Below are 13,551 nucleotides of genomic sequence, written 5' to 3'. Positions count from 1 at the left end.
GTGGGTCGTGGGTGATGATGCTCGATACTTGCAAAAAGCAAGTTCACTTGTCAAGAGCAAGTCCTCGGTTTCTCGACCTGCGCGTCCCGACCGCCGCCAGCACGCCCGCGCCCGCGGTGAGGGCGGCCACCACTCCCAGCCCGATCCCCGGGACGGATGCCGTCGCCACGGCCCCCGCGACCAACGGTCCGCCCGCGTCACCGAGCTCGCGACCCAGCTCCGCGCTGCCCATCGTGCGCCCCATGCGCTCGGGCGGTGTGGAGGCGGCGAGGTGCGAGAACGCCACCGGCGTTGCCGTGCCCACACCGAGTCCGACGAGCAGGGCCGTCGTGACCAGCGCGGCGGGGTGACCGGTCACCGCCGACAGGGCGATGCCGACCGCGATGAGCAGCAGTCCGCCGACCGTGCCGCCGCGCACCGAGATCCGGCCGCGGTCGTGCGCCGAGCCCACCAGGGGCTGCGCCGCGCTCGAAGCGACAGCCAGCACCGTGACGATCGCCATGCTCCACGCGGTGTCGAGTCCGGCCTGCCTGCCGAGAAGCGGGAGGAATCCGACCGCCACGGCGAGCGCGCCGGTCGTCGCAGCCAGTACGAGAGTCGGCACGAGGAACCCGGGGGCGACGAGCTCGCGCCCGAGATCGAGGAGCGTCACGCGCTTGCGGGGCAGCACCGGAACGTGCGGCACGGAGACGGCGACCCATGCCGCGGCGCCGAGGCCGAGCGCGGCGAGCGCCCAGAACAGCGCGGGCAGTCCGCCCCACACGACGAGCACGGCCCCGAGCAGCGGACCGAGGGCGTAGCCCAGGCTCTTCCACGAGCCGTAGCGACCGAAGTACTTTCCGCGCGTGGCATCGTCGGTCAGCCGCGCGACGGCGGCCGACGACGACGGGGAGAACGCCGACGCCGCCGCCCCCTGCCCGAAGCGCCCGATCACCAGTCCGGCCATCCCCGGCACCACGGCCCCCACCACCGAGAACGCGGCGAAGGCCAGCAGGCCGCCGATGATCACGGGCCGGACGCCGACGCGATCGCTCAGCGCGCCGAACAGCGGTTTGAGCAGCACCTCAGCGAGGTCGTACAGCGCGAGGGTGAAGCCGAAGGCGAGCAGCGTCCACCCGATGTCGTCGGTCTCCGCGCCCAGCGCGGCGGCGATGCCGTGCGCGCCGAAGGCGGTGGTGAAACCGGCGAGGTACAGCGGGGCGAGGCGCGGCGCGGAGGTCACGCTCGATTCTCGCAGGTGACGACGGTCCGTCGCGCGGGGGATGCCGCGGCATCCGTCCCGCCCGTACGGTGGGGGCATGCCCGCCGCGACGTTCACCCGCACGCCGAGCGCCCGCGAACAGCGCGCCGACCTCGTGCTCGCCGCGATCATGTTCGTCGGCGCCGTCCTCAGCGCCGCCCTCTCGACCATCGCCGAGATCTACGGCGACACGAGGGCGGAACCGTGGACCGCGCTCGTCTACGCGGTCGTCGTCACGGCGCCGCTCGCCGTGCGGCGACGCTGGCCGGCGCTCGTGGCGATCGTGATCTGCGTCGCGTACTTCCTCGCGATCTCGTTCCAGGTGCCCGAGATCTACGTCGGCAACATCGCCATGTTCGTGGCGCTGTACACGGTCGGCGCGTGGATGAACGATCGCAGGGCGGCGATGATCGTGCGCATCGCGATCATCGTCGGCATGTTCGTCTGGCTGCTCATCACGATGTACCGCGAGGCGATCGAGCAGGCCGACAAGGCCGAGGTCGTCGCCGGCCTGATGTCGCCGTACGTCGCGTTCATGCTGATCCAGGTGCTGCTCAACGCGCTGTACTTCGGCGGCGCCTACTACTTCGGCGATCGCTCGTGGAACGCCGCGCAGGCGCGCGAGGTGCTGGAGCTGCGCACGGCCGAGCTCGAGCGCGAACGCGAGGTCACGGCCGCCCAGGCCGTCGCGCTCGACAGGGTGCGCATCGCCCGCGAGCTCCACGACGTCGTCGCCCATCACGTCTCGGTGATGGGCGTGCAGGCGGGTGCGGCACGGCTCGTCATCGATCAGGACCCGGAGAAGGCCCGCGGCATCCTCTCGGGCATCGAGGGGTCGGCGCGCGACGCGATCCACGAGCTGCGGCAGCTGCTCGAGACGCTTCGCACGCCCGGCGGCGACAGCACGGAGACCGCGTCGACCGTCACCCTCGACGACATCGCCGACCTGGCCCGCGCGTCGACCGATTCGGGCCTGCCCACCGACTACGCCGTGATCGGCGACCCCGTCGCCGTGCCGTCGGTCGTCGCCGTGAACCTCTACCGCATCGCGCAGGAGTCGCTCACGAACGCACGTCGGCACGCGGGCTACGGCGCGACCGCCGATGTCAGGGTCCGCTACGACGCGGATGCCGTGGAGGTCGAGGTCGTCAACACCGGACGCGCGGTCGCCGTCCTCCGTCCAGGGCTCGGACAGCTCGGGATGCGGGAGCGCGCTGCCGCATCCGGCGGCACCCTCGAGGTCGCGCCGCGCAGCACCGGCGGTCTGCGCGTGCGAGCCAGGGTGCCGCTCGGCAGCCGCGACGCGGGCAGCGCTCAGGATGCCGGACGCGATCAGCCCGCCGAGACCGTGCAGGCCGACACTGTGCGGGCCGACACTGTGCGGGCCGACACCGTGCGGGCCGATACCGTGCCCGCCGATACCGTGCAGAAGGGCGCCCCGTCATGACCGGGGACCGTATCCGTGTGCTGCTCGTCGACGACCACGCGATGCTCCGCGCCGGCTTCCGCACGATCCTCGACACGCAACCCGACATCGCCGTCGTGGGCGAGGCGGCGACCGGTGCCGATGCGGTCGCGCAGGCCGCCGCGCTGCGCCCCGACGTCATCACGATGGACGTGCAGATGCCCGACATGGACGGCATCGAGGCGACCCGCCGCATCGTCGCCGACCCGAGCGTCTCGGCCGCGATCGCGATCATCACGACCTTCGACCGCGACGACTACCTCTATCAGGCGCTGGACGCCGGAGCGAGCGGCTTCCTGCTCAAGAACGCCGGAGCGGAGGATCTCATCGCCGCGGTCCGGGCGCTGGCCGCGGGCGACGGCATGCTCGCGCCCGAGGTGACGCGGCGGGTGCTCGCCCGGTTCGCCACGGCATCCGCTCCGACACCGCCGTCGACCGCGGTCCCGCACCCGTCCGCGCAGACGCCGCCGACGCCGCCACCGCCGACGCCGCCGCTCAGCGAACCGCTCACCGAGCGCGAGGCCGAGGTGCTCTCACTGCTCGCCGACGCCCGCACGAACTCCGAGATCGCGGCAGCGCTGTTCATCGGCGAGGCCACCGTGAAGACGCACGTGTCACGCATCCTGCAGAAGCTCGGCGCGCGGGATCGCGTGCAGGCGGTCGTGCTCGCCTACCGGCTCGGGCTCGCCTGACGGCATCCCGCTACTCTCGGAGGGTGTCCGCTCCGCCGCCCCGATCCCCCCTGGCCCGGCCGGTACTCGCCGGCATCGTCACGGCACTCGTGGGCTTCACGAGCTCGTTCACCGTCGTGCTCACCGGGCTCGGCGCGGTCGGCGCGACCCCCGTCGAGGCGGCGAGCGGTCTGCTCGCGCTGTGCCTCACGATGGGCCTCGCCTGCATCGTGCTGGCCTGGCGCTACCGCATGCCGATCACGGCCGCATGGTCGACGCCCGGTGCCGCCCTCCTCGCGGCGACCGGCGCCGTCGACGGCGACTGGCCCGCCGCGGTCGGCGCCTTCCTTGTCGCCGCCGCGCTGATCCTGCTGACGGCGCTGTGGCCCGCGCTCGGCGCGCTGATCGCCCGCATCCCTCCGTCCATCGCCCAGGCCATGCTCGCGGGCGTGCTGCTGCCGCTCTGCCTCGCGCCCGTCATCGGGTTGGTGGCGAACCCGTGGGGCGTCGTGCCGGTCGTGCTGACCTGGCTCGTCTTCGCCCGCCTCGCGCCGCGATGGGCCGTGCCGCTGGCCTTCGTCGCCGCGGCCGTCGTCGTCGCGGTCTCGCTCGTGCAGTCAGGCGCCCCCGTGGACGCCGGACTGCTGCTGCCCCGCGTCGAGCTCACCGCCCCCGTGTTCACGGTCGGCGCCGTCGTCGGCATCGCCCTGCCGCTCTTCATCGTCACGATGGCCTCGCAGAACGTGCCCGGCATCGCCATCATGCGCAGCTTCGGCTACGAGGTGCCGTGGCGCCCCGCCATGCTCGTGACCGGCATCGGCACCGCGGCGGGCGCCGCCGCCGGCGGCCACGCGATCAACCTCGCCGCGATCAGCGCCGCGCTCGCGGCATCCCCCGAGGCCGACCCCGACCACGGACGACGCTGGATCGCCGGCGTCTCGACGGGCGCGTCGTACCTCGTGCTCGGGGCCTTCTCGGCCGCCTTCGCCGCGCTGGTGCTGCTCGCTCCGGATGCCGTGATCCCCGCCGTCGCCGGGCTCGCCCTCTTCGGAGCTTTCGGCTCGTCGGTGCAGCAGGCCATCGACGATCCCGGCGAGCGCATCCCCGCCGTGGTCACTTTCCTCGTCGCGGCGTCCGGCATCGCGGTGCTCGGGGTGAGCGCGGCGTTCTGGGCCCTCGTCGCCGGGCTCCTCGTGCGCGGCGTGCTGCACACCGGTCGGCGCGGCGAGGCGCGTTAGCGTGGACGCGTGAGCCTTCCCCCGCCCGCCGCCCCGCCGTCCGACACTCCGGTCGGGTTCTTCGACGCCAGGGCGCTGACCGACCCGGTCGATCCCGCCGAGGTCGACGCGTTCGCCCGCGCGCACCGGCGGGCGAACCCCACGACGGCAGGGCAGGTCGTCGCCTGGGTGCTCGTGATCGTGGCGGTGCTGCTGATCGTCCCGGTGGCCGGCGTGCTGCTCATGGGCATCGGCTACGCCATCGGGCGCGACGCGGGCGTGCTCGTCGGCGCCCTCACCGGTCTGCTCCTGTTCGGCGGGCTCACCGTCGGCCTGGTCGCGCTCGTGCGACGGGCCAACCGCCAGCGGGCCCTCACCCGCTTCCGGCTCAGCCGTTTCGCGGCCTCGAACGCCCTCGCCTACCTCGAACGGATCGACGAGCCGCCGCTCCCCGGCCTCATCTTCCAGACCGGATCGAGCCGCGTCTCGACCGACGTGCTGCGTGGCACGAGCCCGCGGTTCGTGGAGTTCGGCAACTACCAGTACACGACGAGCAACGGGAAGCAGAGCCAGACGCACCGGTGGGGGTACGTCGCGGTGAAGCTCGACGTGCCGCTGCCGAACATCCTGCTCGACGCCCTGGGGAACAACACCCTGGGCAGCAGCCTCGCCGGAGCGTTCCGCCGCGACCAGCGCCTCTCGCTCGAAGGCGACTTCGACCGGTACTTCTCGCTGTACTGCCCCGAGGGCTACGAGGTCGACGCGCTGTACCTGTTCACCCCCGACGTGATGGCGCGGTTCATCGATCACGCGGCCGAGCTCGACGTCGAGATCGTCGACGACTGGCTCTTCCTCTACACGCGCCGCGAGGTCTCGACGCTCGATCCCGCGACCTGGGCGTGGCTGTTCGGTGCGGTCGGTGCGCTGCTCGTGAAGCTCGATCAGTGGGCGCGGTGGCGCGACGAGCGGCTGCGCGGGCAGGTCACGGCGGCGCCTCGGCATCCGTCGCTGCCGGTGCCGACGAGCGGGGCGCCCGTTCCACCCGCGGCCCCCGTGCCCGCGGGTGCCCCGGCCCTGCCGTTCGCCGCTCCCGCCGGCGTCGTCACCCCGCCGCCCGTCGGTGTCGCACCGCCCGGCCGGCGCCTGCGGCGGCGCAGCCCGTGGGTCGCCGTCGTCGTCATCGTCGGGGCGGTGTTCTTCGTGACGACGGCGCCGTTCGCCCTCGGCATCCTCGTGTTCCTCACCTCGCGCTGAGCGCATCCCACCCCGGGGAGGATGGCGTCCGCCGCGCGGCGGACCCGCGCTCGGAGCCCTCGACGGCGATCCGCCGCACGGGGGATGCCGCGGCCCCCGCCACCGCCCTAGCGTGAAGGCATGACAGGACAGCTCGTACTCACCGGCATCACCAAGAGCTACGGCTCTCGGCGCGTGCTCGACGACGTCTCGTTCGAGGTGGCCCCCGGCCGCCTGACGGGTTTCGTCGGCGGCAACGGCGCAGGCAAGACCACCACCATGCGGATCGTCCTCGGGCTGCTCTCCGCCGACGGAGGCACCGTCGCCCTCGACGGACAGCCGCTCACCGGCGACCAGCGCAGCCACTTCGGCTACATGCCGGAAGAACGAGGGCTGTACCCCAAGATGAAGGTGCTCGAACAGATCGTGTATCTCGCCCGGCTGCACGGCTTCAGCAAGCCGGATGCCACGGCCCGCGCGACCGCGCTGCTCACCGAGCTCGGACTCGAGGAGCGCCTGAACGACACCATCGAGTCGCTGTCGCTCGGCAACCAGCAGCGCGCGCAGATCGCCGCCGCCCTCGTGCACGACCCCGAGGTCCTGATCCTCGACGAGCCGTTCTCGGGACTCGACCCCCTCGCCGTCGACGTCGTCGCGTCGGTGCTGCAGTCGTCCGCCGCCAAGGGAGCGTCGATCCTGTTCTCGTCGCACCAGCTCGACGTGGTCGAGCGGCTGTGCGACGACCTCGTGATCCTCGCGGGCGGGCAGATCCGTGCCGCGGGCTCCCGCGACGGCCTGCGGGCCGAGCACGCCGGCAACCGCTACGAACTCGTCTCCTCCGGGGATGCCGGGTGGCTGCGCGCCGAACCGGGCGTCACCGTCGTCGACTTCGAGGGCGGCTACGCCCTGTTCGACGCCGACGGCCCCGAGACTGCGCAGCGCGTGCTGCGCACCGCCGTCGAGCGCGGCGACGTCGCGAGCTTCGCGCCGAAGCATCCCTCCCTCGCCCAGATCTTCAAGGAGGTCATCCAGTGAGCACGCCAGCCCCCTCCCGCCGCCCTGCCCGTTCGAGCACCCAGGCCTCGATGATCTGGCTCGTCGCCGAACGCGAGATCGGCTCGAAGCTGCGCAGCAAGGCCTTCCTGATCTCGACCGGCGTGCTGCTGCTCATCGCGCTCGCCGGCATCGTGATCGGCGGCTTCGCGAGCAAGAACGCCGCCGCGGAGTCCATGCCGGTCGCGGTGACGTCCGAGACGGCATCCGTCGTGTCGGCCCTGCCGAACGTCGAGGCCACCGAGGTCGCCGACACCGCAGCCGCCGAAGAGCTGCTCCGCTCCGAGAAGGTCGACGCGGCGGTCGTTCCCGGCGAGGGCGCGACCGGGCTCACCGTGATCGCCCTCAAGGACGCCCCGAGCGGACTGGTGTCGGCGCTGTCGCAGGCGCCCGAGGTGCAGATCCTCGAGCCCGCGACCACGAACCCGCTGCTGCGCTACTTCATCGCCATCGCGTTCGGCATCGTGTTCATGGGGGCAGCGGCGACGTTCGGCGGCACGATCGCGCAGAGCGTCGTGGAAGAGAAGCAGACCCGCGTGGTCGAGATCCTGCTGTCGACCATCTCGTCGCGCACCCTGCTCGCGGGCAAGGTCATCGGCAACACGATCCTCGCGATGGGGCAGATCCTCGCGCTCGCGGCGATCGCCACGATAGGCCTCACGGCGACGGGTCAGAGCGAGGTGCTCGCGACGCTCGGGGCCCCGATCATCTGGTTCGCGGTGTTCTTCCTCTTCGGGTTCATCCTGCTCGCATCGATGTTCGCCGCCGCGGCCTCGATGGTGTCGCGCCAGGAGGACATCGGATCGACGACGACCCCGATCACGATGCTCATCATGGCGCCGTACGTGCTGGTGATCGTGTTCAACGACAACCCGCTGGTGCTCACGATCATGTCGTACGTGCCGTTCTCGGCTCCGGTCGGCATGCCGATGCGCCTGTTCGTCGGGGAGGCGCAGTGGTGGGAGCCGCTGCTGAGCCTCGTGATCCTGCTCGCAAGCTGCGTCGCGGCGATCGCCGTTGGCGCGAAGATCTACGAGAACTCGCTGCTGCGCATGGGCACCCGGGTCAAGCTGGGCGAGGCGCTGCGCGGCTGAGCACGCGCTCCCGCGTCATCGCCGGGCTCGCGCCGACCCGCCCTGCGCCGGACCCGCCCCTGCGCCGAGGCCCTCCCCTGCGCCGGTCCCGCCCCTGCACAGGACCCGGCCCTGCGCCGAGACCCGGCCCTGCGCCGAGACCCACCACCCCCGTCGAGACCCACCACTCCCGACGTCCGGGGTGGTGGGTCTCGACGCTCGTGGTGGGTCTCGACGTACGTGCGTGCGTGCTGCGTGCTGCGTGCGCGTGCGCGGTGCGCGGGGGAGCTCAGAGGGGCGGGGTCAGAGCACGCCCTCGGAGAGAGTGGTCGGGTTGCCGAAACGGTGGTTCGTGATCGACACGGCCTGCTCGTGCAGGAACGGCAGCATCTCGACCCGGCCCGCGCCCGTCACGGCGTGCGACCACACGGCCACGTCGGGGGTCCCGCCGAGCGCCTCGAACAGCGCGGAGGCGTCGCCGCCGACCAGGCGCACGCGGCGCCAGCTGTGCTCCGCCTTCGCGGCGGCCTTGGCGTAGCGCTTGACCCACGCCGCGTCCTTGTCGCTCGACACGGTGACGCCCGCGGCGCGGAGCGCCTTCTCGACGCGCGAGGGCAGTGCGGCGGCCGACACCGTGAACGGGCTGCCGCTGCGCAGGGCGGCGGCGATCACCCGGATGCCGTCGGCGAGCGTCGCACCCTCGGCGATGCGCACGTCGACCTCGACCGGGCGGTACCGGAACACGTTGCGCTCCACGCCGAGGCCGGACTTGTCGGAGACGGCGCCGAACTCGGAGACCCACGCGCGCTCGTCGGAGGCGGCCGCACGGTGCAGCCACTCGATCTGGACGGCGTCGAGGTCGGCCGCGGCGGCCGCGAGCACGGCGTCGACCGCGGGGACGATGGCGGCTCCGGGGGCGGCCGCGGGCAGCTCGGCCGGGGCCCACTCGCCGAGACCGAACAGGTAGTTGGGTCCACCGGCCTTCGCGCCGGCGCCGACGGCGGAGCGCTTCCACCCGCCGAACGGCTGCCGCTGCACGATCGCCCCGGTGATGCCGCGGTTCACGTAGAGGTTGCCCGCGTCGACGCGGTCGATCCACGTGGCGACCTCGTCGGAATCGAGCGAGTGGATGCCGGCGGTCAGGCCGTAGTCCACCGCGTTCTGCAGCCGGATGGCCTCGTCGAGATCCTTCGCGCGCATGATGCCGAGCACCGGTCCGAAGAACTCGGTCAGGTGCGTGGTCGATCCCGGCGCGACGCCGATCTTGACGCCCGGCGTCCACTGGCGTCCCTCGGTGTCGAGCTTCTTCGGCTCGACGAGCCAGCGCTCGCCCTTGTCGAGCGTGGTGAGGGCGGTGAGCAGCTTGCCGTTCGCCGGCTCGATGATCGGTCCCATCTGGGTCGACGGGTCGTCGGGCAGACCGACGCGCATCGAGGTGACGGCGTCGACGAGCTGGCGCTCGAAGCGCGCGGAGTCGGCGACCGATCCGACGAGGATCGCGAGCGATGCGGCCGAGCACTTCTGCCCTGCGTGCCCGAAGGCGCTGCGGGCGACGTCGGCGGCGGCGAGGTCGAGGTCGGCCGACGGGGTCACGATGATCGCGTTCTTGCCGCTCGTCTCGGCGAGCAACGGCAGGTCGGAGCGGAACGAGCGGAACAGCTGCGCCGTCTCGTACGCACCCGTGAGGATCACCCGGTCGACTGCAGGGCTCGCGACGAGCTGTGTGCCGAGGTCGCGGTTCGCGAGATCGACGAGAGCGAGCAGCTCGGTCGGCACGCCGGCCGCCCACAGGGCCTCGACCATGACGGCGCCGCAGCGCTGGGTGAGCTTGGCCGGCTTGATGATGACGCCGGAGCCGGAGGCGAGGCCGGCGAGCACGCCGCCGGCGGGGATCGCGACGGGGAAGTTCCACGGCGGGGTCACGACGGTGACCTTCGACGGCACGAAGTCGGCCCCGGTGATGTTCTCGAGGTCGAGAGCCCGCTCGGCGTAGTAGTGCGCGAAGTCGATCGCCTCACTGACCTCGGGGTCGGCCTCGGCGATGGTCTTGCCCGCCTCGTGCGCCATGATCTCGATGAGCTGCGCACGACGGGCGGCGAGCTCGTCGCCGGCCCGGTGCAGGATCGCGGCGCGCTCGGATGCCGGGCGGGCAGCCCACTTCTCGGCAGCGCTCTGCACCGTGGCGAACACGCCGTCGAGCTGCGCCTCCGCGTCGATGCGCGCTGCGGCGATGGCGTCCAGACCGAGGGTCGAGCCGACGGAGCGCTGCAGGATCTCGCGACCCCACGCGCGGTTGGCGGCGATCGCGGGGTCGGTGTCCGGCTGGTTGTGGAATCCGGTGGTCACGGCATCCGTCAGCTCTTCGGCGGCGCGGTTCTGCACGCGGTTCGGCGACGGCACCGACGGGTCGGCGACGAGCGCGGCCAGCGACCGCTCGAAGCGCTCGCGCTCACGGGTCAGCAGCTGCGGGTTCGAGGCGAGCTCGAACACGGCCGACATGAAGTTCTCGGGGCTGGCGTTCTCTTCGAGGCGGCGCACGAGGTAGGCGATCGCGACGTCGAACTCGGCGGGGTTCACGACGGGCGTGTAGAGCAGCAGGCGGCCGACGTCCTTGCGGACGGCCTCGGCCTGACCGGTCGCCATGCCGAGCAGCATCTCGTACTCGACCGCGTCGGTCACACCGCGGGCCTGGGCGAGCAGCCAGGTGTAGGCGATGTCGAAGAGGTTGTGACCGGCGACGCCGATGCGCACGGCATCCAGTCGCTCCGGCGTCATGGCCCAGTCGAGCACGCGCTTGTAGTTGGTGTCGGAGTCCTGCTTGGTGCCGTAGGTCGCGAGCGGCCAGTCGTGGATCTTCGAGTCGACCTCCTCCATCGCGAGGTTCGCGCCCTTGACGACGCGCACCTTGATGGGGGCGCCGCCCTTCGCGCGGCGCGCGGCGGCCCACTCCTGCAGGCGCTGCATGGCGGCGAGCGCGTCGGGCAGGTAGGCCTGCAGGACGATGCCCGCCTCGAGGTCTTCGAGACCGGGCTGGTCGAGGATGCTGGTGAACGCCGCGATGGTCAGATCGAGGTCGCGGTACTCCTCCATGTCGAGGTTGATGAACTTCGCCTTGCCCGCGGCCTCCGCTCTGGCGGCGAGGCGGTACAGCGGGGTGAGCTTCTCGACGACGTCGGCGACGGCCTCGTCGAACGACCACATGGAGAGCTGGCTGACGACGCTCGACACCTTGATCGAGACGTAGTCGACGTCGCCGCGTGCGAGGAAGTCCTGGGTGCCCTGCAGACGGCGGCCGGCCTCGCGCTCGCCGAGCACGGCCTCGCCGAGGAGGTTGAGGTTCAGTCGGTTGCCGCCCTTGCGCAGCTTCGCGATCGCAGGGCCCAGCTTCGAGGGGGTCGCGTCGAGCACGAGGTGGCCGACCATGGCACGCAGCACGCGGCGCGAGATGGGCACGACGACGCCGGGCAGCGTGGGTGCGAAGAAGCCGCCGGCCTTGATCGCGGCGCGCAGGTAGCCGGGCAGCAGCGTCGGGGTGATGTCGGAGAGCTCGGCGAGCTTGCGGCCGGCGACGCCGAGGTCTTCGGGGCGCATGACGCCGTCGACGAAGCCGACCGTGAAGGCGAGGCCGTTCGGGTCCTTCAGCACCTCGGAGAGGCGCTGAGCGGCGGGCTCGACGGGGTGGGTCTCGCTCTCGGCGAGCCAGCGCTGCACGAGCGCGGCGACCTCCTCGGTGCGCGGAGTGGTGTCGGGGGTGGCGGTGTCGGCGGCGACAGTCATCGGGAGACCTTCCAGGGGGATCGCGCGTGCGGGTGCGTGCGTGGCTCGATCATTGTCAGACGCCGCAGTAGGCTACGTCTATCAACCGATTCGCGTGATCATCGTTCAGTAAGGATGAACGATCCGCGTGCGCCTGAGGAGCCGGGATGCTCGACGTCAACCGCCTGCGTATGCTCGTCGAGCTCTCGCGCCTCGGCACGCTCTCCGCGGTGGCCGATGCCCTCTCGTACAGCAAGGCGTCGGTGTCGCAGCAGCTCGCGGCCCTGGAGCGCGAGGTCGGCGTCCCGCTGCTCCGACGGGTCGGCCGCGGCGTCCAGCTCACGCCGCAGGGCACCGTGCTCGTCGGCGAGGCCGTCGGCATCCTCGACCGCCTCGAGCAGGCCGAGGTCGCGGTCGCCGAGTCGCTCACCGAGGTCACCGGCACCGTGCACCTCGCGGTGTTCCAGTCGACCGCGCACTCGCTGCTGCCCGGCGCCCTCGCCGCGCTCCGCGCGCAGCATCCGTCGCTCCGCGTCGAGGTCACCGAGAGCGACCCCGAGACGGGTCTCGTCGGCGTCTCGAGCCGCGACTTCGACCTCATCCTCGCCGAGCAGTACCCCGGTCGCACGCGCCCCCTGCACGCCGACCTCGACCGCGTCGTGCTCGCCCATGACGCGATCGCGCTCGCCCGGCGGCCGGGGAGCCCGGCGGAGGCGGATGCCGTGGCGGCGCTGTGGTCGACGCGCGACGAGCCCTGGGTGCTCGAACCGGCGGGGACCGCGTCCCGCGCGTGGGCAGAGCAGCTGTGCCGCACCGCGGGGTTCGAGCCCGACGTGCGCTTCGAGGTCGCCGACCTCACCGCCCACGTGCGCCTGATCAGGGCGGGGCTCGCGGTGGGCCTTCTGCCCGAGCTGGTGTGGGCGGGCGAGACGCCGACCGTCGACCTGTCGCCGCTCCCCGACGAGCCCCGGCGGGAGATCTTCTCGTCTGCGCGTCGGGTCTCGGCGGCCGCCCCGTCGATCCGCGCCGTGCGCAGGGCGCTCGCGTCGACGGCATCCCGCAATCTGCTCGACTGAGAACGGCGCTGCGCGTCACACGACGTCACGGGAATATGCGTGCACATACATTCGTTGGCACCCTCGTACGCGGACGAAGGAGTCCGGTTCCGACTCCTCTGAAAGGCATTCCCGTGAGCACTCCCGTGATCGACCGCACCGCCCCCACCGAGCACCCCGTCCTCGACGTCCTCGCCGGACGCTGGAGCCCCCGCGCGTACGACGCGCAGAACGACATCGACGAGGCCAAGCTCGCGACCGCCCTCGAGGCCGCTCGCTGGAGCCCGTCCGCCAACAACTCGCAGCCGTGGCGCTTCATCGTCGCCCGCCGCGGCACCGCCCTGCACGCGCAGGTCACCGACTCGCTCGTCGGCTTCAACCAGACCTGGGCGCGCAACGCCGCCGTGCTCGTCGTCGCGATCGCCGAGACCGCGACCGCCGACGGCACCCCGCTCACCCACGCCCTCTACGACCTCGGCCAGGCCGTCGCGCACTTCTCGGTCCAGGCCCACCACGACGGCCTCGTCGTGCACCAGATGAGCGGCTTCGACCCCGAGGTCGTGCGCGAGTTCGCCGACCTCGAAGAGCGTTTCGTGCCCGCCACCGTCTTCGCCGTCGGCGAGTTCGGCGACGTCGAGTCGCTGCCCGAGGTGCTGCAGGAGCGCGAGGTCGCCCCGCGCGTGCGTCGTCCGATCGACGAGACGGTCATCCTCAGCGCCTGAGCGGAGTCCCGTCTCGGCGCACCGCCGCCGCATACGCGCGTCGAAACCCCACACGCGCGCCGAAAC

The 13,551-nt window shown here is 72.2% G+C and carries 10 protein-coding genes; 8 read left to right on the top strand and 2 right to left on the bottom strand.

Annotated elements, in window-relative coordinates; translation table 11 throughout:
- Window positions 1–43 precede the first annotated feature (43 nt).
- Window positions 44–1,222: an MFS transporter gene (locus MRBLWO14_RS10870; protein ID WP_341933171.1), complete on the bottom strand. Its 1,179-nt coding sequence runs from the start codon at window positions 1,220–1,222 to the stop codon at window positions 44–46.
- Window positions 1,223–1,298: 76 nt separating this feature from the next.
- Here MRBLWO14_RS10870 and MRBLWO14_RS10865 point away from each other — a divergent pair, with 76 nt between their 5' ends.
- The 6 genes from MRBLWO14_RS10865 (at window position 1,299) to MRBLWO14_RS10840 (ending at window position 7,973) form a co-directional block, all read left to right on the top strand.
- Entirely contained in the window at window positions 1,299–2,687 is a 1,389-nt protein-coding gene (locus tag MRBLWO14_RS10865; RefSeq protein ID WP_341933170.1) for a sensor histidine kinase, read from the top strand.
- Window positions 2,684–3,397, top strand: coding sequence for a response regulator transcription factor (locus MRBLWO14_RS10860; RefSeq protein ID WP_341933169.1), 714 nt, complete (start codon window positions 2,684–2,686; stop codon window positions 3,395–3,397). The genes MRBLWO14_RS10865 and MRBLWO14_RS10860 overlap by 4 nt, the downstream gene beginning before the upstream one ends.
- Before the next feature lie 23 nt (window positions 3,398–3,420).
- Entirely contained in the window at window positions 3,421–4,614 is a 1,194-nt protein-coding gene (locus MRBLWO14_RS10855; RefSeq protein ID WP_341933168.1) for a benzoate/H(+) symporter BenE family transporter, read from the top strand.
- 9 nt (window positions 4,615–4,623) lie between these two features.
- On the top strand, window positions 4,624–5,847 hold the full coding sequence (locus MRBLWO14_RS10850) for a hypothetical protein (protein WP_341933167.1): 1,224 nt from the start codon (window positions 4,624–4,626) through the stop codon (window positions 5,845–5,847).
- Between the two features lie 120 nt (window positions 5,848–5,967).
- Complete coding sequence (locus MRBLWO14_RS10845; protein ID WP_341933166.1) at window positions 5,968–6,861, top strand: ATP-binding cassette domain-containing protein; 894 nt, start codon at window positions 5,968–5,970, stop codon at window positions 6,859–6,861.
- 50 nt (window positions 6,862–6,911) lie between these two features.
- Window positions 6,912–7,973, top strand: coding sequence for an ABC transporter permease (locus MRBLWO14_RS10840; RefSeq protein WP_251588659.1), 1,062 nt, complete (start codon window positions 6,912–6,914; stop codon window positions 7,971–7,973).
- Window positions 7,974–8,255: 282 nt separating this feature from the next.
- Here the strand turns inward: MRBLWO14_RS10840 and MRBLWO14_RS10835 are convergent, their stop codons facing one another.
- Entirely contained in the window at window positions 8,256–11,729 is a 3,474-nt protein-coding gene (locus MRBLWO14_RS10835; protein ID WP_341933165.1) for a bifunctional proline dehydrogenase/L-glutamate gamma-semialdehyde dehydrogenase, read from the bottom strand.
- Window positions 11,730–11,875: 146 nt separating this feature from the next.
- Here MRBLWO14_RS10835 and MRBLWO14_RS10830 point away from each other — a divergent pair, with 146 nt between their 5' ends.
- Window positions 11,876–12,784: a LysR family transcriptional regulator gene (locus MRBLWO14_RS10830; RefSeq protein WP_341933164.1), complete on the top strand. Its 909-nt coding sequence runs from the start codon at window positions 11,876–11,878 to the stop codon at window positions 12,782–12,784.
- A 113-nt stretch (window positions 12,785–12,897) separates the two neighbouring features.
- Window positions 12,898–13,485 (top strand): nitroreductase family protein, encoded by a 588-nt coding sequence (locus MRBLWO14_RS10825; protein ID WP_341933163.1) that lies wholly within the window; start codon window positions 12,898–12,900, stop codon window positions 13,483–13,485.
- The last annotated feature ends 66 nt before the right edge of the window (window positions 13,486–13,551 follow it).

Origin of the sequence: Microbacterium sp. LWO14-1.2 (assembly GCF_038397715.1) — a bacterium.
Lineage (GTDB): Bacteria > Actinomycetota > Actinomycetes > Actinomycetales > Microbacteriaceae > Microbacterium.
The sequence above is the reverse complement of the archived record's forward strand: the minus strand, read 5'-3'. Positions and strand labels throughout refer to the sequence as shown.